Source organism: Sphingobacterium sp. UBA6317, assembly GCF_002440385.1.
Classification (GTDB): Bacteria; Bacteroidota; Bacteroidia; order Sphingobacteriales; family Sphingobacteriaceae; genus Sphingobacterium; species Sphingobacterium multivorum.
Map to the genome: position 1 here is coordinate 1 of NZ_DJTD01000052.1, position 26,912 is coordinate 26,912.

The following is a 26,912-nucleotide window of genomic DNA, read 5'->3' on the forward strand; positions in this document are numbered from 1 at the left end:
TTTGAGACAGCTTCTTTTTTTTGATTAGTGAGTATTAGTTCAAACCTCTCTTTTTCAATAGATATTTTGGATCTGGATCCGCACCTCTAAACGTACGGTACATCTTAGCAGGATCATCTGTACCTCCTTTTTCAAGAATATTCTTACGGAAAGAATCTGCTGTCACTTGATCGTACAATGATTTTTCCTTGAAAGCTGCAAAAGCATCCGAATCCAATACTTCAGACCAGATATAAGCATAATAACCTGCAGAATACCCACCTGCGAAAATATGTTGAAAATATGTACTTCTATAGCGCGGAATAATAGCATCAATAATACCTATTTTTTTCATTGCCGTTTTTTCAAAGCCATTAATATCTTTTGAAATTTCTTTTGTGGTAGCATGATAATCCATGTCTAACAACGCAGCAGAAAGGTATTCAACGGTTGCAAATCCTTGATCAAAGGTACCGGCCTTTTCCATTTTCTGAATCAATGAATCTGGCATCGCTTCTTTCGTCTTATAATGCTTAGCATATGTTTTTAATACCTCTGGATCTGCTGCCCAATTTTCCATCACTTGTGAAGGTAACTCAACAAAGTCACGTGGTACAGAAGTTCCGGCCATTGAGCGGTATCTTACATTGGAAAGAAGACCATGCAACGCATGTCCAAACTCATGGAACAAGGTAGTTGCTTCATCAAATGTCAACAAGGCAGGATTTTTTCCCACCGGTTTTGTGAAATTGCATACGATGGAAATTACCGGAGCAACACGTTTTCCATCTTTTGTCGACTGATTACGATAAGAAGTCATCCAGGCACCGCCTCTTTTTGATTCGCGCGGGAAAAAATCAGCGTATAAGAGACCTAAATGTGAACCGTCTTTGTCTTTAACTTCATACACTTCTACGTCTTTATGGTAGGTTGGGACATTGTTTAAGGCTACGAATGTCAAACCATATAATTTATTGGCGACACCGAATGCTCCTTCACGAACTGCCGGAAGACTCAGATAAGGTTTAATTTCGTCTTCATTCAATGCAAAACGTTTTTTGCGAATAATTTCTGTATAATATTTCCAATCGTAAGGAGCGACAGCAAAATTGCCGCCTTCAGCTTTAATTTCCTGTGCGATATCAGCCTCCTCGCCTTTCGCTTTAGCAAGTGCTGGAGTCCAAAGTTTATTTAACAGTGCATAGACATTGGTCGGATTCTTCGCCATGGATTCCTCGAGTACATAAGCTGCATGTGAAGAATAACCCAATAATTTTGCTTTTTGAAGACGGAGATTAACAATTTTTTGAATGATTGCCTTGTTATCGTTGGTGTTATCTTGATTGCCACGCAACTGATAGGCTTCCCAAAGCTGTTTTCTCAACTCACGATTTTTTGCATACTGAAGAAAGGGCATAATGGACGGATTCTGTAAGGTAAAGACCCATTTGTCTTTCTTTCCTTTTGCTAAGGCTTCTTCAGCTGCTGCCGTTTTCAACGATTCCGGCAAGCCTTCCAATTGGCTCGCGGAATCAACGACCAATGTATAAGCATTGGTTTCAGCAAGCAAATTTTGTCCGAATTGTGTTGTTAATGTTGAAAGTTCAGCATTAATTTTTTTCATTTTTTCCTTATCCGCATCCTTTAGATTTGCGCCAGAACGAACAAAACTCTTATAGGTTTCTTCTAACAGTTTATTATCCTGTTCGTCCAGTCCAAGTGTATTTCGGCTGCTCCAAACTGTTTTGATACGGTCAAATAATTTGGTATTCATCGAGATTTCATCCGAATGACTCGATAAGATGGGGGCCAGATCTTTCGCTATTGCCTGAATACTGTCATTCGTATTGGCACTATTGAGATTATAAAATACAGTTGATACATTATTCAGTAATCCACCCGCATTTTCTAAGGCGACTATCGTATTTTGAAATGTTGCTTTATCCGAATTGTTGACTATTGTGTCAATTTCCAAATTGTGTATTTTTATTGCTTCATCAAACGCTGGCCTAAAATGCTCTGTTTTGATCTTGTCAAAAGGTGGTACATTAAATGGGGTTTCGTAAGCCAATAAAAGAGGATTATCTGTCATCACTTTTTTTTCCTCACAACCAACAAATGCAGTTGCCACTATCGCAAAGAATGGCAAAAGTTGTCTTTTCTTCATATTATCTGATTATTCCTGATTTTTTTCAAAGATAATAAAATTAGGCAAATGCTGTGTCTTCTGGGGGAGGCGTTACAAAGGAGCATGAAAACAGTCATCCTATTGTAAAACAAAAACTTATTCATAAATCTTGTTAAAAATAATCTGTCAATTTGAGTAAAAATATATTAATGAGCGATATTAACCGTTTCTTTTGGAGATGTGCGGGGGTACATCAAGAAACTCTTGAAAAATATCCGGAAGAACATAGTAAGTACACAGCCATAGGTGCTACTATTTTTTTTACGGGATTGTTTGCCAGCCTTTCGGGTGGTTATGCCATGTATTTCGTCTTTAGTGGGGGAACATTTGACTGGCTTTTAGCTATTGTATTTGGTATTATTTGGGGTTTAGCGATATTTAACATGGATCGCTATATTGTGCTCAGTATTAATAAATCCAAAAGTGGGTTTATGCAGCTTCTGCAGGCCCTGCCGCGAATTTTATTGGCTATTTTGATCGGGTTGGTTATCTCTAGGCCATTGGAGTTAAAAATCTTCGATAAAGAGATCCGGGAAAACCTCCGTGTACGGTTTCTTGCCGACCAACGCGCTAAAATTGACACGCTCAACAGTACTTTCAATAAGAAATATGCCAATGAAGTTGCACTTTTGAAAGCAACCACGACAGAACGTGACTCATTGGAATCCAGCATTAAAAATGACCGTACAAAATTGAACTACGAGATATTCGGTAACAAAACAACTGAAACGTCCGGTGTCATGGGGTATGGCCCTTATGCCAAAATGAAAGAAGAAGAGCTGAAGAAAAAAGAGGGCTATTTGGACACTTTACGGAACAAGATAACGACCCAGCAAAACGCTATACGCCAGAAACAGAAATTTGAAGGGATATTGGACCAAAAAGTTTTATCCAACGCTTCTTTGGACAGCGCCGTCAATGTCGCTGGTTTTGCAGACCGCAACTCTGCGCTGGGCAATCTAAGGTACGATGCCAATGGAAAGGTTAACGAGTCCAATGCAAATGCTGTATTTTTTATGGCGTTGCTTTTTGTCTTCCTCGAATGTCTTCCGGTAATCGTCAAACTTTTGGCAGGAAAGGATCCTTATGATAATGAAATCCAAAATCAAAGGACTATTCATGATTATGAATCAGACACCAATGTCACTGTTCAAAAAGAAGCCGTAGACCGTTTAAAGGATACGTATGTTGATGTTTCCATCAATAAGCGCATGAAAGAGCTTTAGTAGAACCGCTAGCAGAAGTTAGCAAAGCAGGTTTTGCATTTCGAAGCTAAAAATTATAAACGGGCTTACCTTTCGGCAAGTCCGTTTTTGTTAATCTTCCTCATCGTTAATCTTCCTCATCTAAAAATTTGGAATCGATCTGTTTATTTGCTTTAGCTCCTAAACGTTTTAATTTCTCTACTTTTCCAATCACATTCCCGGCTCCTGTAGAAAGTTTTTTAGTTGCATCTTCATGGCTTTTTAATGCGCGCTCCAACTGATTTTGCACCTGTTCCATATCGTTCAGAAAGCTCACAAATTTATCGTAAAGGCTCCCGGCTTCTTTTGCTATTTCAATTACATTCCTGGTCTGACGTTCCTGTTTCCAGATACTTGCTATGGTGCGCAGGGTTGCCAATAATGTAGAAGGACTTACAATAACAACTTTGCGATCCCAAGCCTCGCTAAACAAATCTGGTTTTTGCGCCACAGACATACTCAAAGCCGATTCTATGGGCATAAATAGCAATACAAATTCTGGCGATTCTATACCATACAACTCATGGTAGTTTTTTGCGGAAAGTTCTTTCACATGATTTTCCACGGACTGTACGTGTTGTTTTGCGAAAATTGCACGATCCTCATCCGTGTCGGCGTTGACCCAACGTTCGTACGCAATTAGCGAAACTTTTGAATCCACAATCAGGTGTTTATCTTCAGGAAGGTCAATAATCGCGTCGGGCTGCATTCTTCTTCCTTCGGCATCCATAAGAGAGACCTGTAATCTAAATTCGCGATCGCGCATCAGTCCAGAACGCTCCAGGACCCGCTCTAAAATTACCTCGCCCCAATTGCCTTGCTTTTTGGTATCCCCTTTTAATGCCTTGGTTAGGCTATTGGCTTCGTCTTTTATTTTAAGACTCTGTTCGACCAGCTGAAGGACAACTCCCTTTAAAGAATTTCTTTCCGCTGCCTCCTGATTGTAATTTTTATCGACTTTCTCTTCAAACAATTTTATTTTTTCCTTCAATGGGTCCAAAATCAACCCCAGGGAACGATGATTGGTCTCTGTAAACTTTTGTGTCTTCTCTTCCAATATTTTATTGGCAATAACCTGAAACTCATTGTTGAATTGTCGTTTAATCTCAGCAATTTCATTCTTCTGTTCCTGAAATTTATCGAGCTGCGCCTCATAAAATGAACGTGTACTCTCTAGAGACCGCTCTGCGACCAGAAGATTCTCCCGTTCCTTATCCAATTCATTTTTTAGCATAAGGCGTTCTTCCAGCAAACTTTGTTCCCGCTGTTGCGATCTGGCAAGCTCAATTTTTAGTGTTTCAACCTCTTTATTGTATGCAGGACCAGCACTGGAATCGGTATTCTTTTTTAATACCAATACGATCAAAATGACCAATAACAACACGATTCCCGCAAAGAAAAATATTTCCATGATTTGTATTTTCTGAAGATGGTGTATGCTTACCTGAGCAGGTCTGTTTAACCATCATTGCATTTAATTAAACCTATAACATCTCAAACTTAATGGATCTGCACGATTAAAAACACTTATAAAAAGTCTGTAGTCAGTTAGCAAGCTGTTGTCAATTTACAAGGTGCATCATCCGCTTCGCCATCGAAGCAGAATCAGAGCAATGTACCGTTCAACGAAGCTTTATTGCAATTTTTGGTGTGTTTTCCACCATAGATCGGGCATTTCACCTGAGACAGCCAATTGATAGTCTTCATAACGGCAAGGCACGAGGTAATAGCGTTCGTTGACTGATTTAGATCCAAAATAAGGCACTTGAATCCACCAGCGGTCTGATTTTTTACTTTTCACAAAGACCAATTCATGCTCCTCGTTTTCGAGTGTGGTGCGATAAATGATATAAGATGATTTGGGATACAACGGCGTATCTTGTTTCCGATTATAATAACCATCAATAAAGCACCAAATCATTTGGGAGACCAACATAGCCGTCTGTTCCATTGGATCAAATGTTGGATTGAATTCATAAAAACCGATGGAAGAACATTTATCCGACATCCCCGCATAGCGGGCAAGTTGACAAGCTTCATCGCCAAATAAGCCATTGGGCATTGCATTGGCATTTCCAGGCGCCTCAGAGGCCCGAATGGCTCCTATGTCAAAACTAATCAAATCCGCTGCTCGGATCAAAGGCTCTGATTGGTCCATTTTACCCGCAATCATACCGACTCGTGTTGCATTAAAAAATAGTTTATCATACATATGGATAGACTCTTTACTGACGAGGTAAGTTTGATAGGCTATGGCATTTAAATTGAATAAATAGTCAGGCTGATGCAAAATAATATGGTTCACATAAGATCGGGAATTCAGGCTTACATTTTCGGCGTTTTCCTCATCAAGGTCAAACCGAGCATCTATAATCGCTAGCTCGATCTTTCGTTCTAAATTTTGATACCCCAAATATTGTGCATAGGTAAGGTCCTGTCCACCGCCAATGATAATCGGAAGAATATTCTCTTTGACCAGTTCCTCCACGACAGATTTTAAAGCGATATAGGTATCTTGAATCGTATTACCTGCTTTGATATTTCCCAAATCAACGATATTCATCGTATAATCGCCCTGATATAGTGCATAAAGATGTTTTCGAACAGCATCCGGCGCTTTATCCGTTCCATTATTATTGATGGATGTACGATCTTCCTCCACACCGACAATAGCCAACTGAGGCTGTTTATCCGTTTCCCAGCTCGGAAAATCTGTTTCATAGGCTTGAATAACGTTTCCTAGTTGAGAACTCAAGAACCCATGCTCAGGAGCAAAACCTGTAATTGAAATCGGGCTAAAGAATACGGACAGTGATGACATAAGCTATAATTTGTAAAATCTCCTATTTGTTCTGAAAGCGACTGTTTTAATTGGACTGAAAGAATCTACCTTGGCTTTCATGGTATTTGATACCCGCGAAAGCATGAAGGTTTTTTCAGGATGCAATTCACACAAATATCCATTTATTAACTAACTTTTGAAAACATTATTTTTAACAGTATCTTTATCAAGTGATATTAATAACTGGAGGAACAGGTTTTTTAGGGTCTACACTAATCAGACAGTTGATAGACCAAGGAATTGACGTCATTGCCATCAAAAGAGCTCAATCGACTATTCCTGCCTCGTTGTTATCTTCTTCGTTGATTCAATGGATCGACGCTGATATCAACAATTATTTTGAATTAGAAGATGCTCTTGAAGGGGTTACTAAAGTGTTCCATTGTGCAGCATTGGTTTCCTACCAAAAGAAAGATGCTAAAGCGCTTTTTAAAGTGAATGTGGAAGGAACGACAAATGTAGTCAATCTTTGCCTTGAAAAGGGCATTCGCCTACTTCATGTCAGCTCGATCGCAGCTTTAGGGACAAATAGAGACAACCTGCCGGTATCCGAGAAAGACCACTGGGAACACAATGCACTAACATCCAACTATTCGTTATCAAAGTATCAGGCGGAGATGGAGGTATGGCGTGGCATTACCGAGGGTCTAAATGCAGTTATTGTCAACCCCGCCGTAATTTTAGGTGCTTCGGCCAACGACAAAGGCTCTGGAGCTATTTTTTCAATGATCAATAAAGGGCTACGATTTTACCCAAAAGGAAGCGTTGGCGTTGTTGACGTAGAGGATGTTGCTGCGATCATGATTCAATTGATGGAAAGGGACGATATTACTGCTGAGCGCTATATTATCAATCATCTCAATATAAGCAACAAGGATCTGTTGAGTGTGGCAAGTGTGTTAATGAACAAGCCAGAACCGACAATCGAAGTTTCCGAGACCTTACTCCAAATTGCCTCTACTGTTTCCAGCGTGCTTTCCGTATTTAAAAAATCGGATACACCATTAACAAAAGAAACTGCGGCGGCTTCAAGCGCCAAATTGCAGTATTCCAACGCTAAAATCCAAGAACTTTTAAACCACAGTTATCGGCCTTTGGAACAAACGCTAAAGGAAATTGCAGATTTATATAACAAACAGTAAAACTATAACATAACAAACAACCGAACCTTGAAACCATCGGCAACCTACCGATATCGGAGACTAGCATTCAGCGCTATTGCTCATGATCGTTTCATAAAAAATTAATAAAATGAAAAACTATTACATCATTGATTTTGATAGTACATTTACACAAGTAGAAGCACTTGACGAACTTGCACGGATCTCTCTTGAGAACCATCCGGATCGCGAATCTATCTATCAAGAAATTGAGCGGTACACCAATCTTGCCATGGAGGGTAAACTCTCTTTCCGAGAGGCTTTGGCTGGTCGCGTAAAACTCCTCAATGCCAATAAATCTCATCTCGATAAACTTGTTTCACATCTTAAGAAAAAGGTTTCGACTTCTTTTTCTCGAAATCGTGAATTTTTCAAGAAACACGCCGACACCGCATGGATCGTTTCAGGAGGTTTTAAGGAGTTTATTACACCTGTCGTTACACCCTATCATATCAAGACTGAAAATATCTATGCCAATACATTCAGATTTGATGAAGAAGGTAATATCATCGGTTTTGATGAAGAGAATCCTCTATCAAATGAAGGTGGAAAAGTGCAATTATTAAAACAATTGAATATTGAAGGAAGACTATTTGGCATTGGTGACGGTTATTCAGATTTTCAACTGAAAGAATCGGGATTAATTGAAAAATTCTTTGCATTTACAGAGAATATCCAACGCAAAAGTGTCACTGAGAAAGCAGACTTCATCACACCTAGTTTTGATGAGTTCTTATATGTAAATGATCTGCCCCGTGCCATCTCCTATCCTAAAAATCGTATCCTTTGTTTGATCGTGGGAGATGTACCAGAAATAGCGGCTCATATCTTAAAAAGAGACGGTTTTTCTATCCGCACAAAAGATACATTCGAAGAAAAGTATGTAAAGGATGTAGGGATGCTGCTCTTGGGCGACAATATAGACATCAGTGATGAACAGCTTCAGCAGGCCGACAAATTAAAAACAATCGGATATTTGGGCGATATCAAAGGACATATCAATAAGGATATCTGCAATGCAAAAGGTATTGTCGTTTTCGACGACAAGAAAAATAAAAAGAAAAATTCAGAGTTTATTCCGCGTCGGATGGCCGATTTTATCAACAATGGTGATACTTATTTAAGTCGCAACTTCCCAAATCTGATTTTACCAAAAGTAAAACAGGTCACAAGATTGCTGCATATCCACCAAAACGTTCCCGGAATTATGGCTCAGATTAATAAGGTCTATGCCCAAAATAACATCAATATCGTTGCCCAATTTCTAATGACCAAAAACGACATTGGCTATGCGGTAACCGATATACAAGGTGAATATGATAAAGATCTATTGAAACAACTCAAACAGATCGACAATACAATTAAGTTCAGAATATTGTATTAATAGCATGCGGCGGTAAATATGGGGCAGCTATTGCGTACATAAATTCCGGCTTATGAAACGAGAAATTTATTCAGGCATACCTACGGTGTGCCTGAATTTTCGCTCAATAACTCTTTTTACACTAAAACACACATATTATGTCCTTACATCAAGATGCCGAACTAAAGAAAGCTGTCCTTGACCTACCCCAAAAGGAAAAAGACAAACTCCTCGTACGCCTGATCAGCAAGGACAAAATGCTCATCAAGCAATTGCATTTCCAATTATTGGAGGACGCGGAGGATTTAGAGAGACGTATTGAAAAACTACGGAAGCAGCTAGAGCAATTGTTCGATAGTGGTTTGAGTCAAATTGGCAATACGCCACAACACAGTAATTTTATCTCGCTTAGCAAGCTTATCAAACAGGCAAGCGGTTTAGTGAATGAGCACGAAAAAGTCACCAAGGATAAAATCAGTGAAGTAGAATTTAGATGTTATATCCTAAAGAGAGCCATCGCTGATTACGACAGGCTTTTCGACTCCTCCTATCAGTCTGCTGCCCATAAATTACATAAATATATAACAGGGCGTATCAAGCATGCGGTGGGCAAATACAGTAAACTTCATGAAGACTTTCAATTTGACTATCGGGAAGATTTTCAAAATACACTGGATGCTTTTGGTAATACAACACTTAAAAGCTATATTAGTGAACAGAAGATTAACCTCGACCTAAATTAGTTATGAGAAACAGCAAAAATCGCGTTAAAATTGGATCCTTTCAAGTTACAGCTTATGAGCAATATAAATTAATTTACTTGGCCACCTTATTGGTGTTGCTCGCTTTTGCCTACACTTTTTACCTCGCGAAATAAGCCCCCGCACAGATTCATCTATTATAGCTTTTGAGCTTCACAAAGTCATCTCCTTCTTAACGAGCAAGTCAGCTATTTTTTTACCAAAAAATTTAGTACTTCATACCCGATACTTGATACTATTTCGTTAAATTCGCACTTATTCGAAATTTTTGCTCGTGGGAATTCAAGAAATATTAGAAAAATACAGCCAAAGCGAAACTGTTCAGTCGCTTACCAAGGCTTTACAATCCAAAAACCCCAAGATTCAGTTGAAAGGGCTTATTGGTTCTTCGGATGCATTCATAGCCGTATCTTCTTACAACTTACAGGAACGTCCAATGCTCTTTATCTTACCGACTCATGAAGACGCTTCTTATTTTTTAAGTGACCTGGAAAGCCTGTTGGATAAGCAGGTTCTTTTTTTCCCTTCGTCTTACCGCAAAGCATTTGATTTTACGCAAACGGACTCCGCCAATGTATTGCAACGTGCGGAGACATTAAGTTCGCTCAATCATACGTCGGAATTACCGAAAATGGTTGTTACTTATCCAGAGGCTATCGCGGAGAAAGTGATCAACCGCAACGACCTGGATAAAAACACCTTAGAAATAACAGAAAACACGGCGCTAAGTATTGATTTCATCAACGAATTTTTGATCGAATATGATTTCGAACGTGTCGACTTTGTGTATGAACCAGGACAATTTGCGATACGCGGTGGCATTGTAGATATCTTTTCTTTTTCGAATGACCTCCCATACCGTATTGAATTCTTTGGCGACGACATCGAAAGCATACGTACATTTGACATTGAATCCCAGCTGTCTGTCAAAAAAATCCACAAAGTAACCATTGTACCAAATGTTCAAGCGAAGTTCCTGACATCCCAACACATTTCTTTATTGGAATATGTAGATCAGGACGCTACAATCTGGATCAAAGACGCTCAATTTACGTTAGATATTGTGAAAGATGGGTTAAAGAAAGCGGAAAAATTATGGGCGGGGTTAACCGATAAGCAGAAAAAGGATAATCCGGAATGGCATAATCCAGCCTATGAATTTACAGACGAGAAAAACCTCAATGCGTTATTTTTTGAGTTTCCCATCATCGAATTCGGCAAACAGTTCTTTTATAAAGCTGAAGCCACGTTCAAGTTCGATATACATCCCCAACCTTCATTCAATAAAGATTTTAATCTCTTAATCCATAATTTCAAAGAGAATGAGAGCCAGCGGATTCAGAATCTGATCTTTTCAGATTCGACCAAACAGGTCGAACGCATCTATACGATTCTGGAAGATCTCGATAAATCAGCCACCTTCATTCCGATTCATAAAGCGTTACGCGAAGGTTTTAGAGACGACAGTTTAAAGTTAGCCTGTTACACGGATCACCAGATATTTGACCGTTATTATAAATATAAACGTAAGAAGGCTTACGAGCGCTCACAGGCAATTACGCTCAAAGATCTACGAGATCTTAAACCGGGCGATTTCATTACACACATTGACCATGGTGTCGGCCGCTACGGAGGTTTGGAGAAAGTAGATGTCAACGGTAAGTCTCAGGAAATGATCCGCTTGATCTATGCGGACAATGATCTTTTGTATGTGAACATCAACTCTTTAAACCGTATTTCCAAATATTCCGGTAAGGAGGGAACTGTTCCCAAAATGAATAAATTGGGTACCGACGCCTGGGACAAACTCAAGAAGACGACCAAGAAAAAAGTCAAGGATATTGCGCGCGACTTGATCATGCTTTATGCCAAACGAAAGGCACAGCATGGAAATGCGTTCTCACCGGATAGCTACCTACAGAATGAGCTGGAGGCCTCCTTTATTTATGAAGATACACCCGATCAGGAAAAGGCTACTGCCGATGTGAAAAAAGATATGGAATCGCCACATCCGATGGACCGATTGATCTGTGGGGATGTAGGCTTCGGAAAAACGGAGGTTGCCATCCGTGCAGCCTTCAAAGCTGTAGCAGACAGTAAACAAGTTGCTGTCCTGGTACCGACGACTATCCTGGCATTACAACACTACCGGACATTTTCGGAGCGTCTAAAGGGTCTTCCGTGCACGATCGACTATATCAACCGTTTCAAGACGAGCAAACAGATCAAAGATACCTTAGCCAGGCTCGCTGAAGGAAAAATAGACATTATCATTGGTACACACCGCCTTGTTAGCAAAGATGTCAAATTCAAAGATCTCGGCCTGATGATTATCGATGAGGAACAAAAGTTTGGGGTCTCGGTCAAGGAAAAATTGAAAGTCATGCGTGCGAATGTAGACTCGCTAACATTGACAGCAACGCCAATTCCAAGAACATTGCACTTTTCATTGATGGGGGCCCGCGATCTGAGTATCATCTCGACTCCACCACCCAACCGGCAGCCCGTACAGACCGAACTCCACGTTTTCAATGAAACACTAATCGGAGAGGCCGTCAGTTACGAACTTGATCGTGGCGGGCAGGTATTCTTTATCCACAATCGTGTTGCAGATCTACCGCAGCTGGGCAATTTGATCCGCAAGCTGGTTCCTGGAGCACGGGTCGGTGTTGCACACGGCCAACTGGAGGGTGATGAGCTCGAGGATGTGATGCTTAAGTTTATCAATCACGATTTTGATGTCTTAATTGCAACAACGATTATTGAAGCGGGTCTTGATATCCCAAATGCGAATACGATCATTATCAATCACGCCCATATGTTTGGCCTGAGCGACCTGCACCAAATGCGGGGTCGGGTGGGCCGCTCCAATAAGAAAGCTTTTTGTTATCTACTGAGTCCGCCATTGTCGACCTTAACACCGGAAGCCTATAAACGACTTTCTGCAATAGAAGAGTTTTCGGAACTGGGCTCTGGATTTAATGTTGCCATGCGCGATTTAGATATACGTGGCTCGGGAAATCTCTTGGGAGGCGAGCAATCGGGCTTTATTGCCGAGATCGGTTTCGAAATGTATCATAAAATCTTAGACGAAGCTATTCAGGAGCTAAAAGAGGACGAGTTTTCGGCAGTATTCGCGGATGAGAAAGAACGAAAATATGTGTCCTTTACGCAGATTGACACAGACCTTGAGGTATTGATCCCTGATGAATATGTAACCAATATTACAGAACGGTATAATCTGTATACTGAACTCTCCAAATTGGAAAACGAGCAGCAATTGGCAGCCTTTGAAAAAGAACTTGAAGATCGCTTTGGCCCTATCCCACGCGAAGTCTTTGAATTATTCAATACACTCCGTTTACAGTGGTTTGGGAAGACGATCGGGTTTGAAAAAATAGCGTATAAAAAGCATACATTGAAAGGTTATTTTGTCAATAACCCCAAATCCAGCTACTTTGAATCAGATCAATTCGGCCGTGTGCTGTCCTTTGTACAAAGCCATCCCGAGATCAGCAACCTCAAAGAAGTCAAAGGCCAGCTTCGTTTAGCGTTAAATAATGTGAATACCATTGGGTATGCGTTGAGCCTGCTGAAAGAAATGTTGTAAGATGTATTAATGTTGTAAGCGATATTGATGAACCCGATATAAATAAAATCTACACATTGAGTAGATTTTATTTATATTTGAGATAAAAGATAAACCGTCTTCGCGCTATTAGCACCAACAATGCTTTCAAACGAGCGAAGGGTTCCTTACGGCCAAAGATTCGACAAGATCGAATTATAGACTCTTAAGGTAATACAAGCATCAATCAACATTATTAGCATGGCTACCAATACCGAAACGATACTCGTCCATGAAGGACAGCAATTCAACCAGACATCTGCAGTAACTACGCCAATCTATCAGACATCCACTTACATTGCGGATCCTGATCCAACGGAATACATCAAAGCTGCGACCGAACCGAAACACCCTTATTTTTATCATCGTCATGGCAACCCGACGAATAGCCAAGTAGCCTCCATCCTAGCAAAATTGGAAAAAACGGAGGATGCACTCGTCTTTGCAACAGGTATGGCAGCGATCAGTACAGCCATATTGGCCATCGTTAAATCAGGGGATCACATTGTCGCCCAACATGCACATTATTCCGGAACAGCTATTTTCTTTAAAGAATTCTTAACAGATTACGGCATCACGGTTACCGCCGTAGACCAGACCGATGTTTCAGCGTTTGGCGAAGCTATTCAGGCAAATACCAAGCTGATTTATATAGAGACTCCATCGAACCCTAATCTCCATATCACAGACCTAAAAGCGATCGGGGAACTCGCTAAACAACATGGGATTCAGAGCATGGTCGATAATACATTCGCCTCCCCTATCAATCAAACACCGACAGATTTTGGAATAGACGTCGTTGTCCACAGTGCCACGAAATACTTAGGTGGACATAGTGACCTCACTGCTGGTATCGTCTGCGGTACGCAGGACTATATCGCCAGCGTATGGAAACGATCCGTCGCTTTGGGCGCATCACTCGCACCGCTTGATTCCTGGTTATTATTACGGGGATTAAAAACATTAAGTCTACGAGTCAAACAGATCAATACCAATGCGCTGAAGCTGGCAGAATTTCTGGATCAACATCCAAAAATCAAAAAAGTCAGTTATCCTGGATTACCCAATCATCCACAACATGAGCTCGCAGCCCAACAAATGAGTGGATTTTCGGGTATGATTTGCATCGATATCAATGGTAAAGATGAAGAGGATGCATTTTTAAATGCACAGAAACTCATCAATGGACTGCACATATTTATTAACGCGGCCAGTTTGGGGGGTGTCGAATCGCTGATTGTACACCCTGCGAGTATGTGGGGAGGTCACCATACGAAGGAACAGAAAGAAGCTTCGGGAATCACGCTAGGGATGTTGCGTATCTCTGTTGGTATCGAACATGCCGATGATCTAATCGCCGACTTAAAACAGGCATTGGACCAGCTTAACTAGGAATCATACGGTAATTCCTGATCAAAAAAGGCAAAAAAAGAAGGGGAATAGCACGTGAATGTTATTCCCCTTACTGCACACCTATTTTTTATTAAAGTACGCGGGTACCATCGGCAATCCTGACCTGAATGACCGAAAGTTCTTTATCAAACTTCTCTTTGTATTCTTTTTCAAGTGTTGGCAAAATTGAAGGTAGTACGCCTTCTTTTACGATATTGATTGTACATCCACCGAAACCGCCACCCATCATTCGGGCTCCGATCACCTCAGGAAACTGCTTGACGTAATCCACTAGATAATCCAGTTCCGGACAACTGACTTCATACACTTTACTTAATCCCTCATGGCTCTGAAAAATATACTGTCCAAGCTGAACAACATCTCCCAAGCGTAGTGCATCACAGGATTTCTCTACACGTTCATTCTCACTAACCACAAAGCTTGCTTTCGCATAGATATCGGCATCTTTATCTTTCACCAATTCATCAAGCATCGCTATGGTTACATCGCGCAAGTTCTTTACAGCTGGGTACTTCTCCTGCACCCATGCAGAAGCTTGTTCACATTGTTCACGACGTGTATTGTAAGCTGTAGAAGCTAATGAATGCTTTACGTTTGTATTCAATAATACAACTTCATAACCCTTAAGATCAAGTGGAACATACGCGAAACCCAATGTGCGGCAATCCAGTTTGATGACATTTTTTTCTTTTCCAAAGGCTGAAGCAAACTGATCCATGATACCACACATCACACCAGCATAGGTATGTTCGGCCTTTTGAGCAATCTGTGGAATATCGAGTCGTTCGACCTTCAAATCGAACAGTTCGCTGAGTGCTAAGGTAACGGCACATTCAACGGCTGCTGAAGACGATAATCCAGCACCCAGTGGCACATCACCATCAATATACAGGTTGAAGCCACCTAGTGTTGCCCCACGTTTCAGGTACTGGTCGACAACACCCAAAATATAGTTTGGCCAATGTTTCTCAGAAATAGCAATATCCGCTAGCTTGACCTCATGGCGTTCCTTGTAGTCTTCCGCGTAAAGCACAATGTTATCATCCGATCGCTTGCTTACAGCAACATATATTGCTTTGTCAATTGCAGCAGGCAATACAAATCCATCGTTATAATCCGTATGTTCTCCAATGATATTAATCCGGCCGGGTGAAGTAACGACAAGAGGTTCTTCTTGGTAGAGTTCTTTAAATTTTTTTACAATTGTATCTTTTGTTATCATCTTATTTAGCTTTATAATGTACTGTCGAACAATTTCGCAACTGTTCTGCGGCAACCTCCGGTGTGATATCACGTTGTGGATTCGCTAGCATTTCATAACCAACCATAAACTTTTTAACGGTAGCAGAACGTAACAGTGGTGGATAGAAGTGCATATGCCAGTGCCATTCCGGGTGGTCACCGTCATTTACTGGGGACTGATGCATTCCTGCAGAATAGGGGAAGGATGTTTTGAAGAGATTGTCATAACGCGTCGTCAGCAACTTGAGGATAGCGGCAAAATCCGACTTTTCCTTCTCGTCAAAGCCGGCAATGTTTTGGATAGATCGTTTGCTCACAATCATCGTTTCGTAAGGCCAGGCGGCCCAGAAAGGGACTAGCGAAACAAAAGAATCATTTTCGTCAATAATGCGCTCTTCTTTTCTCAACTCCGCTTTAACATAATCTGACAGGATAGTACGTTGATATTTATTGAAATAGTGCTGTTGCTGAACGCATTCTTTCTGGATTTCTACAGGCAAATGATTTTGTGACCAGATCTGCCCGTGGGGATGCGGATTACTACAGCCCATAATCGCACCTTTATTTTCGAAAATCTGAATGTATTTGATCCAGTCAACCTTCGAAAGTTCGACAAACTCTTTTTGCCAAAGATCGACCACCGATTTGATTGCAGCCTGATCCATTTCGGGTAGTGTAAGATCGTGCCGCGGGGTGAATGCAATTACTTTACAGATTCCTTTTTCGGTTTCGGCGATAAATAATTCATCTTCATTAAATTCCTGCTGGCTTGTATCTTTTAATAAAGCTGAGAAATCGTTCACAAAGACAAAACTTTCTTTATAATCTGGATTGATATCACCATCTGCTCGTTTATTTGTCGGACACAAATAGCATTGGGGATCATATTCCGGTCTATTATCCCCGGGAAGATCTTCTACTTGCCCTTGCCATGGTCTTTTACTACGATGCGGAGACACAAGTACTTTTTCCCCGGTAAGAATATTAACACGTGTGTGGGGAGAGTCCCCAAAGTTTAAAGTTGATTGCATGTTATGTATAACTGGTGTACAGAATAAACAATTATAGCTATATTAACTCAAAAGTCAAAGGGGATTTTTTAGGCTTTAAACTTTGGGGTCCTGCGCTTTTAGCAATTCGAATATGGTAATTTCAGGCAGAATTCCAACACGTCCTGGATAACCCAAAAAGCCATAGCCGACATTAACATATAATCGTTTGTTCTGTTGCGCACGATAAAGCCCTGCCCATTCCTTATAGATATATTGTACCGGACTCCATTGCAACATCTCGGACCTTACACCAAATTGCATACCATGTGTATGTCCGGCAAACATCACATCCACGTCGGTATCCAATACCTGAGCCCGCCAATGCGACGGATCGTGCGATAACAGCAACTTAACAGGTTGCTCTTCGGTACCCATTAATGCTTTTTTGATATCACCATGTTTCGGAAAACGACCTGTCCCCCAATTCTGGACCCCGACAATACAAAGCTCTTCACCGTCGACCTTAATCTTACGATTTTCATCCATTAAAAGATCCCAGCCCATGATTTTATGCACATCGATAACATCCTGGAGGTTCTTACGCTTTGCAGGAGAATCTTCTTTACCATAATAATAGTCACCATAATCGTGGTTACCTAATGTAGAAAACACACCTAAATCAGATTTCACACGCGCAAAAATATCTTGATAACCACGCATTTCAGAAGCTTGGGCATTCACGATATCACCGGTAAAAAATGTCACATCCGCTTTTTCCTTTAAAAGCATATCAATACCACCGCTGACAGCCTTTTTATTATAGAAAGATCCTGAGTGCACATCTGAAATCTGCGCAATGGTCATTCCATGGAATGCTTTGGGCAAATTTGGCAAATACAAGGGGACTCTCCTTACACGATAGTCGTAGGCTCCTGAAATAATTCCCCAGCTCAAGGGTATCAAGGGTGAGGCACCAACTAGAATACCAGCTTTGGTCAAAAATTCGGATCGGCTAATCCCTTTCACTGGATTCTCTGGTAAAGGGTCTCCAGCATCGTCGACTAAATCCTCAACAGATCTCTTTTTTGCGAACAGACGCTTCAACCATACACCCCCACGTCGGATATCATCAATCAACAAAATCAAAAAGAAAAATATCTTTGACGCCGCTGTCAGAAAAAAGGCGACTAAAATAACCGACCGTACGATTAAAGGAATACTATATTGTGCTGAGATAAAAACGCCCAATAGCAGTAAAACAGAATAAGACCACCAGAGAATGGAAAATACTTTTGTTTTGGGAAATTTAATCTTCGTTGCACGGAGCGCAAAGAAAATATAAAAATCCAATATGAGTAATACACACGCGTTTACTAACAACATCTTTTATCGATTTTAGTTTTTGGCATTAAGCGCCAATTGTTTTAAAGATTCGATCCATTTGGGATCATCATTAAGACTCTCTACCAAACACACTTCCTCCCCCCCTAAATGTTTAAATTCATTAGCATATTCCACGCCAATTTCATCAATGGTCTCGATACAATCCGCCACAAAAGCAGGACTAAAAATTAATAACTTCTTATAACCCTTAGCGGCAAGATCATGCAGTAAATCGGAGGTATAGGGCTGTATCCAGGGTTCTTTACCCAAACGGGATTGAAAGCAGAGCGAATATTGTTCTTTTTTCAACCCGAGCTTGGCAGCTATCGTCCGTGTTGTCGCATAACATTGCGAAAGATAGCAATATGAATTGACTGTCATTTTACAAGAATCACAGCCTGATTCGGGGCATTTAAGCTGACCTGTCGGATCTACTTTTCCAAGCTGCCGCACAGGAAGGCCGTGATAACTAAAGACAAAATGGTCAAAACTTTCCAAATCGTGCCTACGGGCATGATCCGCATAAGTTTCTGCCATTAAGTCGTCCGTACAGAAATTGCTTACGAAACTGATTTCTGGCAGATAATTCCATTTGCGAATAAGCTCCATGACACGATCGATGACCGAACCCGATGTTGCTGAAGCGTACTGTGGAAATAAAGGAATGACACGAATGGACTCCAAAAATAGACCCTCCATATTTTTCAATGCAGCCTCAATCGATGGGTTTTGGTAACGCATCGCTAATTCCACATGGTATTCTTCACCCAACGCTTCTTGAAGCAGATTGCGTTGCAAAATACTGTAGTGCATCAAAGGTGATCCCGTTTCTTTATCCCAAATCGTTTCGTATACTTTTGCCGATTTGGGCGCACGTGTACGTGCAATGATTCCCTTGACCAATAAGGTGCGTTGAAAATAAGGAATATCAATAACTCGCGGATCCATTAGGAACTCCGTTAAATATCTCTTTACATCTGGAGTAGTGGGACTATCAGGTGTACCCAATTGTACTAAAAGAATACCTTTTTTGCCTTTATTGCTCATAGCTTACAAAGCTACGCAAAAAAGAATGCACTCCGGATCTAAACCGCGGAATTATGAAATATCTGTGACGGGTAATTGTGCTTATAATGCTTCTAAACTTGCTTTTACATCTTTCATCAACCACATTGGCGTTGAAGTGGCACCACAGATACCAATACGATCATTTTCAGCAAAGACTGATGCATCTAATTCAGCAGGATCAGAAATAAAATAACTAGCGGGATTGGCATATTGACAAACTTCAAACAGCACCTTCCCATTGGAGGATTTCTTACCTGAGACAAAAACGATCTTATCATATTGTCTGGCGAAAGCGCCAAGATCATCGTATCGATTGGAAACTTGTCGACAAATGGTATCATTAGCTTTCACTTCATACCCTCGCCTGATCAGTTCGTCTTTGATGGCATAAAATTTATCCACGCTTTTTGTTGTCTGGCTGTATAAGGTAAATGAGGCGGGCAATTCGACTTGATCCAATTCGGAAATATCCTGAAAAACTAAGGCTTCATTATTTGTCTGCCCCTGCAAGCCGATCACTTCAGCATGCCCGTGCTTCCCAAAGATTAAAATTTTCTCCTCTTGATCGAACGACGTTTTTATACGGTTCTGTAGTTTGAGCACTACAGGACAAGAGGCATCTATCAAGGTAATGTTATTTTCCAAAGCAACACGATAAGTCTCGGGGGCTTCACCATGAGCACGGATCAATACCTTTTCATTGCTCAAGGTCGGCAGGGCGGCATGATCGATAATGCGTAAGCCTTTTGCTTTCAATCGGGCAACTTCTTCGTCATTATGAACGATATCTCCCAAACAATAAAGATAACCCTCTTCCTCCAAAATTTCCTCTGCCATATCAATAGCGTATACCACTCCAAAGCAAAAGCCTGAATCTTTATCGATGTCTACTGTTAGATTTAATGCCATAATAACACAAAGTTACATATTCGTATTGAACTTAGATCAATCGTTTTTTTACTTTTCTATAAACGGCCAGATACAAAGTTTTGTTACATACAGAGAAAAACATTGGGCTGGGAACAAAAGGAAACATCTATTTCAGTAGAGGCACAAATCCGGGAACAAAAACCAATAATTTAGCGATAAGGGTGACATCAGCTAGTCGGCTTATCAATAATTGTGTCTATATTGAGGCGTAATGATATTGCATATGAAAAGCAATTTATCTAATTTTGCAAAAAAATTAAAATAATGGCAACTAACAGAACTTTTACGATGATCAAACCTGACGCAGTAGCGAACGGTCACATCGGTGCAATCTTGAACGATATCATTGCTGGTGGTTTTAAAATCATTGCAATGAAATACATCCAACTTTCTCAAGAGACAGCAGGTGCATTCTACGCAGTACACAAAGAGCGTCCTTTCTATGGTGAGTTGGTAAACTTTATGACTTCAGGTCCTATCGTTGCTGCAATCCTGGAAAAAGATAATGCTGTTGAGGATTTCCGCACATTGATCGGCGCGACTAATCCTGCTGATGCAGCTGAAGGTACAATCCGTAACAAATATGCTAAATCTATTGATGCAAACGCCATCCATGGATCGGATTCAGATGAGAACGCTGCTATTGAAGGAAACTTCTTCTTCTCTCAATTTGAAAGATTCTAGTCGTTAGAAACAACATAAAAAAAGCGCTTTACAAATTGTAAAGCGCTTTTTTTATGTATTGCTTCCTTCTCTCGAGTAAAATAGAATCTTCAGTCGGTTCACCGAACTATAGGCCCTCATAAGAGCACGAAGGAGTATATTAAAAGTTTCTTTTACCGAGATACTCATCCTCCTTGGCGGTCATCTTGGCTTTATCTGCCGGCTTTTTATCCGGATAACCGCAAAGATGCATTACACCATGAATGATAACCCGATGAAGCTCGTCTCGCACATCAACCTTAAATTTTTCGGCATTCTCCTGAATACGTTCCACACTGATAAAAATATCGCCGGCGATGGTGTCCTCATATTCGGAAGAATCAAAAGTAACGATATCAGTATAGGTGTCGTGATTTAAATATTGCTTATTGATTTCAAGCAAGTAAGCATCCGAGCAAAGGATAAAGCTCAATTCGCCCACACGCTTAAATCCTTCGCTTTTGATGGCATCAGCAATCCATTGGCGAATCTTTCCCTTTTCTTTTAATTTGAAATCCGTATCCTCGGTAAAAAATAATATGCTCTTCATCCTTCTATTTATTATTCATTCTTATTTGACGTATTAGTCGCTGTGTATCTAAAAATTACGGCTATCCATGTAGCTCTGCAAAATGATCGTTGCAGACACCGTATCAATCAGCCCTTTTTGTTGACGATCCTTCTTTTTTTTGCCACTTTGTGCGATCGCTGCAGAAGCCATTTTAGAAGTAAAACGCTCGTCTATTTCAGCGACAGCAATTGTGGGATAAGTCTTTTTCAGTTTTCGAATAAACCCGACAACATGCTGTGCGGATTCAGAGTCGGTCCCATCCAGTTGCCGTGGCTTGCCTACAACAAAAGTTTCCACCTGTTCTGTCTGTAAATAATCGGCTAAGTATGTCCAGATATCCTGCGGGTGTACCGTCGTCAATGCTGTAGCAATAATTTGCATTGGATCGGTCACCGCAACCCCTATTCGTTTTGTACCGTAATCAAAGGCCATCAATCTCATGGATATATATTTTTCACAAAAATACAAAGTAGTCCTGAGTATTACACAGGAAGATGTAATATTTCAATTGGACACTTCTTTTCAATACATGCCCTTTTCATTTTTGATCTTTTAATTCTGACTTTTTAATCAAAAAAAACTATAACTTTGATAGACTATTTAACAAAGCAAACTAAGTTGCTTTTTGGGGCAATAGATCACCGAATTCAATCCGATCATAGCGTGTCTACGGACTTACCCTATAAGTACACGGATCAAAATAACAGCAAAAGCAACAGGGCATTGGGCTGTATGAAATCGGGCAAATAAATATGCAAACAAATGAAAAAAACACTTATTGCCAGTTTCCTTTTGGCCTTATGCTTGAATACGCATGCCCAAAGTAAATACGAGCAACACATTACTGCTCTTCGTGAAGAAAAAGCCGCTGAATTGGCGAAAGAACAATACGGCCCATTGAAATCAGATCAGGTAGCGTTTTTGGATTACTTTCCTGTAGACGCCAGTTATAAAGTCAACGCCAAAGTTGAAGTCCTATTTGATGAACCGGTATTCCGCATGCCGACCTACGACGGCACAAGCAACGAATACAAACGTTATGCTATTATAACATTTACGCTTCATGGAAAAGAACATACGTTGAATGTCTACCAAAGTGTCGCATTATTTCAAAATCCTGCATACAAAAAACATTTATTTTTACCATTTTTAGATTTAACAAATGGTCAGGAAAGCTACAGTGGGGGCCGGTATATTGATTTATCCACAGACGACATTAAAGGAAACGATGTTGAGATAGACTTTAACAAAGCCTACAACCCATACTGTGCCTATAGCAACGGGTACCGTTGCCCAGTACCCCCAGTCGAGAACAATTTAGAAACAAAAATTATGGCCGGAGAAAAAGCATTTAATAAGTCAAAGAATGAAAGACCAGTCAATCTTAACGCAGGACAGGAGTTCAGTGCTGCCGACAAGAAAATCATTTTATCAGGAGATGAAAATGCAATTCTTCGCGTATTGCAAACAACAGACGATAAAGATCTGAGAGTTTTAAAAGCGACAAGCAGTGATGTCAAATACAACGACCCATTGATTGAGTCTCTTTCCAAAAGAATGTTCGCGACTGTACGTGATCCCAATCACCCCGGTGTAGGCATCGCAGCGCCACAGATCGGAATCAATAAAAATTTAATCTGGGTACAGCGATTTGACAAACCGGATCAGCCATTTGAATTCTATGTGAATCCTAAAATTCTATGGCGCTCCAAACTGAAGCGTAAAGGTGCAGAAGGCTGTCTTTCTATCCCCAACCGTAAAGAAGATGTATTACGGAGTTATGCGATCCGCCTGCAATACATCAATAAAGAAGGTAAAGTTATTGAAGAAAATATCGAGGGTTTTACTGCTGTTATTTTTCAGCACGAAACGGATCATCTTTTCGGCATTCTATTTCCAGATCGACTGGAAGAGCAAAGCAAAGAAAGCTATGCTCCGTTGAATGACAAGATTGAATTTTCGATCCACCCCACAACATTGACACCATAATTTATAGCCCCGACATCAAGGACCAAATCATAAGTATCTAAATTGTGATTTGCTAATGGAACAAAAAAGAGCCCCCATGAACGAATTCATGGGGGCTCAATATTTATTATGGAATCTACTTGAGTTAGATCAATCCTTTTTCAGCCAATAACTCCGCTACCTGAACTGCATTTGTTGCAGCACCCTTACGTAAGTTATCCGCTACTACCCACATGTTGAGCGTATTTGGCTGAGATTCATCACGACGGATGCGTCCTACAAAAACCTCATCTCTACCGTGTGCATCCTTCGGCATTGGATATTGTAGTGACGCAGGATCGTCAACAACAATACAGCCACTTTGCGCGGCTAAAGCTGCACGTACATCATTCAAATCAAAGTCATTTTCAAATTCGATATTCAATGATTCAGAGTGTCCTCCCATAACAGGAATACGCACTGTCGTTGCAGTTACTTTAATAGAATCATCACGCATGATTTTATTTGTTTCCAAAATCATCTTCATCTCCTCTTTGGTGTATCCATTTTCTTGGAAAACATCAATATGCGGAATCACGTTCAGATCAATCTGATAAGGATAAGCTTTTTCACCATCTTTTCCAGCACGTTCATCCATCAATTGGTTAACGGCCTTAACACCTGTACCTGTTACAGATTGGTAGGTAGAAACGACAACACGTTTGATTTTATATTTATCATGTAATGGCTTTAAAGCCACCACCATTTGTATAGTTGAACAATTCGGGTTTGCAATAATTTTATCTTCAGCAGATAACACATCACCATTTACTTCTGGAACAACCAACTTTTTCGTTGGATCCATACGCCATGCTGAAGAATTGTCGATCACTGTAATTCCAGCTTCTGCAAATTGAGGGGCAAATTCTTTCGAGGTATCACCGCCAGCAGAAAATAACGCAACATCAGGTTTCAAAGCAATAGCCTCAGATGGTGTAACCACCTTATACTTCTTTCCCTTGAATTCAATTTCCTTACCCTTACTACGCTCTGAAGCTACTGGAATTAATTCTGTTACTGGGAAATTTCGCGCCGCCAACACGGTTAGCATCTCAGTACCTACAAGGCCTGTTGCGCCGACTACTGCCACTTTCATTTTTGTCTGTGTTTAAATTGTGTATATTAAAATTGTTATTTGATTTTGTTTTTAGTTGATTCTCGAAGAATGAATTCTTCAAATTTAAAAAATATTCCCCAATTCCACTATTAAAATAACAAAATATTAAGCGCTTAGCTAAAAATGTCACAACATTTAGCATTTCCCCTCCTAAATTGCTAAAATGGAATCGTTAAGTTCTTTGATTCATGCCATAAAATTAGAATTAAAGCAATTCAAAAAAAATAAAAATTTTCACCGCTTATTCAAAAAAAAAGAACAAACGATTGAAACAGTTTAAAATCTCATAAAAACAGTCCCAAGAGTCTAAAAATTAACATTTTTTCCCGACTTCCTAAAAGACCACAAAGTTGATAGATACTGAAAAGCCTTTATATTTGCATCATAAACCGCCATGGTTGAAATTTCATTTTTCATTACATGATGAAACGTAAATTATGTCAGGCTAGATCCTATCATATCGATAGGAAGAAACGAGCGAAGCGATTCATTTATATTTTTGAGCATAAACACTCATTATAGTGAAAGCAGGAGCTTCATAAAATAAAACTTACAAATGAAAGAAAGCATTATTATCATTGGTGCAAATGGCCAGATCGGCACAGAATTAGCTATCGCCTTGCGCAAAAAATTTGGTGCAGAGAATGTTGTAACCACTGACATTAGAGAACCACAGATTAAAAGCCCTGACGAAAATTTCGAAATCGCTAATGTCCTTGACAAAAATGGACTCGAGACATTATTTCAACAATATAAACCTACTCAAGTATATCTATTAGCTGCCATGCTTTCAGCTACAGGTGAAAAATACCCTGAGAAGGCTTGGGAATTGAACATGAATGGTCTGTTGAATGTACTTGATCTAGCCGTGAGCTATAAAGTTTCAAAGATATTTTGGCCAAGCTCGATTGCTGTTTTTGGACCGCATTCTCCGAAAACAAATACCGAACAATATTGCGTAATGGATCCGAACACAATTTATGGCATCAGCAAGCTTGCAGGTGAGCGCCTTATAGAATGGTATCAAGAACACCGTGGTCTGGATATTCGCAGTGTCCGTTATCCAGGTATCATTTCTTGGAAAACAGAACCAGGGGGTGGCACAACGGATTATGCAGTCGATATTTTTTATGAAGCATTGAAAACCGGGACTTATGCGTGTTTTTTATCTGAAAACACGGCATTACCCATGTTATATATGGAAGACGCCATCCGCGGTACACTCGAATTAATGGATGCACCCAAAGAAAGCCTAAGCATTCGCCACAGCTATAACCTTGGTGGAATTACGTTTACTCCAAAAGAACTTGCACAAGAAATTAAAAAAATTCTTCCTAATTTTGCAATCTCTTACATCGAGAACGATCCAAGACAACAGATTGCCGATTCATGGCCTGCTAGTCTAGACGATTCTTATGCAAGAAAAGACTGGAACTGGACGCCGGAATTTGACATCCAGAAGATGACAGTCGACATGATTGAAAATCTTAAAAACAAAATATAACAATGGGAAGAGCTTTCGAATTCAGAAAAGAGCGGAAATTCAAACGCTGGGCCAAAATGGCCGTTCAATTTACACGTTTAGGTAAAGAAATCGCTATGGCGGTTAAAGAAAGCGGCCCTCACCCTGAAACTAACTCGAGACTTCGTACAGCAATACACAATGCCAAGGCAGTAAATATGCCCAAGGATCGTATCGAAGCCGCAATCAAACGTGCTTCGGAAAAAGATTCAAAAGGTTACGAAGAATATGTATACGAAGGCTACGGCCCTCATGGCGTACCTGTATTAATTGAAACTGCAACAGATAACACCAACCGCACCGTAGGAAACATCCGTAGCTATTTCACAAAAGCAGGTGGTTCATTGGGGAAAACAGGATCATTGGATTTTATTTTCAATCGTAAATCCATTTTCCGTTTTGCTGCAACAGATGAACTGGACCTAGAAGAGCTTGAATTAGAGTTGATCGATGGAGGCTTAGAAGAATTGTACGTAGAATCTGATGAAGAAGGCAATGATATTGCTGTCGTTCAAACTTCCTTTGAAGACTTTGGTAATATGCAAAAATTACTGGAAGAAAAGGGAATTGAAGTAACATCTGCAAAATTGGAACGTATCGCATTATCGCATTCAGATATTACGGAAGAACAAGCTGCTGATGTATTGAAGATGATCGATAAAATCGAAGAAGATGACGATGTTCAAGCAGTTTACCATAACATGGCTTAAGCTATTGAACCTATAAAACTATAAAAAAGAGCGCTTGTCGCTCTTTTTTATTTAAAGCACCGCCTAGCCCCGTCAGAAAAATTACTACAT

21 protein-coding genes are annotated in these 26,912 nt (G+C 40.3%); 10 read left to right on the forward strand and 11 right to left on the reverse strand.

The window, feature by feature from the left end:
• Positions 1-34: 34 nt before the first annotated feature.
• The gene (locus B3E92_RS17765; RefSeq protein WP_286897769.1) at positions 35-2,146 is read right to left on the reverse strand and encodes a M3 family metallopeptidase; all 2,112 of its coding nucleotides are present in this window, start codon (positions 2,144-2,146) and stop codon (positions 35-37) included.
• Between the two features lie 170 nt (positions 2,147-2,316).
• Here B3E92_RS17765 and B3E92_RS17770 point away from each other — a divergent pair, with 170 nt between their 5' ends.
• Entirely contained in the window at positions 2,317-3,393 is a 1,077-nt protein-coding gene (locus tag B3E92_RS17770; protein WP_286897770.1) for a DUF4407 domain-containing protein, read from the forward strand.
• Positions 3,394-3,499: 106 nt separating this feature from the next.
• On the opposite strand, the gene rmuC is transcribed toward B3E92_RS17770, so the two are convergent.
• A complete protein-coding gene (gene rmuC, locus B3E92_RS17775) occupies positions 3,500-4,822 on the reverse strand; it encodes a DNA recombination protein RmuC (RefSeq protein WP_046672705.1) in 1,323 nt (440 codons plus the stop codon).
• A gap of 222 nt (positions 4,823-5,044) precedes the next feature.
• Positions 5,045-6,232 (reverse strand): formimidoylglutamase, encoded by a 1,188-nt coding sequence (locus tag B3E92_RS17780; RefSeq protein WP_286897771.1) that lies wholly within the window; start codon positions 6,230-6,232, stop codon positions 5,045-5,047.
• 191 nt (positions 6,233-6,423) lie between these two features.
• Between B3E92_RS17780 and B3E92_RS17785 the strand changes: the two genes are divergently transcribed.
• The 5 genes from B3E92_RS17785 to B3E92_RS17805 all read left to right on the forward strand — a co-directional run bounded on the left by B3E92_RS17785 (position 6,424) and on the right by B3E92_RS17805 (position 14,557).
• On the forward strand, positions 6,424-7,395 hold the full coding sequence (locus B3E92_RS17785; RefSeq protein ID WP_286897772.1) for an NAD-dependent epimerase/dehydratase family protein: 972 nt from the start codon (positions 6,424-6,426) through the stop codon (positions 7,393-7,395).
• Positions 7,396-7,504: 109 nt separating this feature from the next.
• Positions 7,505-8,797 carry an HAD-IB family phosphatase gene (locus B3E92_RS17790; protein ID WP_115046399.1) on the forward strand — a complete coding sequence of 431 codons (1,293 nt, stop codon included), beginning with the start codon at positions 7,505-7,507 and terminating at the stop codon, positions 8,795-8,797.
• 137 nt (positions 8,798-8,934) lie between these two features.
• Complete coding sequence (locus B3E92_RS17795; protein WP_286897774.1) at positions 8,935-9,519, forward strand: hypothetical protein; 585 nt, start codon at positions 8,935-8,937, stop codon at positions 9,517-9,519.
• 292 nt (positions 9,520-9,811) lie between these two features.
• A complete protein-coding gene (gene mfd / locus B3E92_RS17800; protein ID WP_286897775.1) occupies positions 9,812-13,147 on the forward strand; it encodes a transcription-repair coupling factor in 3,336 nt (1,111 codons plus the stop codon).
• A 219-nt stretch (positions 13,148-13,366) separates the two neighbouring features.
• Positions 13,367-14,557, forward strand: coding sequence for a trans-sulfuration enzyme family protein (locus tag B3E92_RS17805; protein WP_115046395.1), 1,191 nt, complete (start codon positions 13,367-13,369; stop codon positions 14,555-14,557).
• Between the two features lie 91 nt (positions 14,558-14,648).
• On the opposite strand, the gene galK is transcribed toward B3E92_RS17805, so the two are convergent.
• The 5 genes from galK to B3E92_RS17830 all read right to left on the reverse strand — a co-directional run bounded on the left by galK (position 14,649) and on the right by B3E92_RS17830 (position 20,172).
• The gene (gene galK, locus B3E92_RS17810) at positions 14,649-15,800 is read right to left on the reverse strand and encodes a galactokinase (protein ID WP_286897777.1); all 1,152 of its coding nucleotides are present in this window, start codon (positions 15,798-15,800) and stop codon (positions 14,649-14,651) included.
• A gap of 1 nt (position 15,801) precedes the next feature.
• Complete coding sequence (locus B3E92_RS17815) at positions 15,802-16,851, reverse strand: UDP-glucose--hexose-1-phosphate uridylyltransferase (protein WP_112375073.1); 1,050 nt, start codon at positions 16,849-16,851, stop codon at positions 15,802-15,804.
• Positions 16,852-16,926: 75 nt separating this feature from the next.
• Positions 16,927-18,195, reverse strand: coding sequence for a metallophosphoesterase (locus B3E92_RS17820; protein WP_286897778.1), 1,269 nt, complete (start codon positions 18,193-18,195; stop codon positions 16,927-16,929).
• Between the two features lie 12 nt (positions 18,196-18,207).
• On the reverse strand, positions 18,208-19,242 hold the full coding sequence (hemH, locus tag B3E92_RS17825; RefSeq protein WP_070561401.1) for a ferrochelatase: 1,035 nt from the start codon (positions 19,240-19,242) through the stop codon (positions 18,208-18,210).
• 81 nt (positions 19,243-19,323) lie between these two features.
• Positions 19,324-20,172 carry a 4-hydroxy-3-methylbut-2-enyl diphosphate reductase gene (locus tag B3E92_RS17830; protein WP_286897779.1) on the reverse strand — a complete coding sequence of 283 codons (849 nt, stop codon included), beginning with the start codon at positions 20,170-20,172 and terminating at the stop codon, positions 19,324-19,326.
• Positions 20,173-20,457: 285 nt separating this feature from the next.
• Here B3E92_RS17830 and B3E92_RS17835 point away from each other — a divergent pair, with 285 nt between their 5' ends.
• Complete coding sequence (locus B3E92_RS17835) at positions 20,458-20,877, forward strand: nucleoside-diphosphate kinase (protein WP_046672716.1); 420 nt, start codon at positions 20,458-20,460, stop codon at positions 20,875-20,877.
• A gap of 139 nt (positions 20,878-21,016) precedes the next feature.
• Here the strand turns inward: B3E92_RS17835 and ybeY are convergent, their stop codons facing one another.
• Positions 21,017-21,445 carry an rRNA maturation RNase YbeY gene (gene ybeY, locus B3E92_RS17840; protein ID WP_286710268.1) on the reverse strand — a complete coding sequence of 143 codons (429 nt, stop codon included), beginning with the start codon at positions 21,443-21,445 and terminating at the stop codon, positions 21,017-21,019.
• 48 nt (positions 21,446-21,493) lie between these two features.
• Positions 21,494-21,907, reverse strand: coding sequence for a Holliday junction resolvase RuvX (gene ruvX, locus B3E92_RS17845; protein WP_070561409.1), 414 nt, complete (start codon positions 21,905-21,907; stop codon positions 21,494-21,496).
• Positions 21,908-22,228: 321 nt separating this feature from the next.
• Here ruvX and def point away from each other — a divergent pair, with 321 nt between their 5' ends.
• Positions 22,229-23,455, forward strand: coding sequence for a peptide deformylase (gene def / locus B3E92_RS17850; RefSeq protein ID WP_201640004.1), 1,227 nt, complete (start codon positions 22,229-22,231; stop codon positions 23,453-23,455).
• Positions 23,456-23,579: 124 nt separating this feature from the next.
• On the opposite strand, the gene B3E92_RS17855 is transcribed toward def, so the two are convergent.
• Positions 23,580-24,569 carry an aspartate-semialdehyde dehydrogenase gene (locus B3E92_RS17855; RefSeq protein WP_046671587.1) on the reverse strand — a complete coding sequence of 330 codons (990 nt, stop codon included), beginning with the start codon at positions 24,567-24,569 and terminating at the stop codon, positions 23,580-23,582.
• A 577-nt stretch (positions 24,570-25,146) separates the two neighbouring features.
• Between B3E92_RS17855 and B3E92_RS17860 the strand changes: the two genes are divergently transcribed.
• A complete protein-coding gene (locus tag B3E92_RS17860) occupies positions 25,147-26,094 on the forward strand; it encodes an NAD-dependent epimerase/dehydratase family protein (protein WP_046671586.1) in 948 nt (315 codons plus the stop codon).
• Positions 26,095-26,096: 2 nt separating this feature from the next.
• Entirely contained in the window at positions 26,097-26,822 is a 726-nt protein-coding gene (locus B3E92_RS17865) for a YebC/PmpR family DNA-binding transcriptional regulator (RefSeq protein ID WP_046671585.1), read from the forward strand.
• Positions 26,823-26,912: the final 90 nt, after the last annotated feature.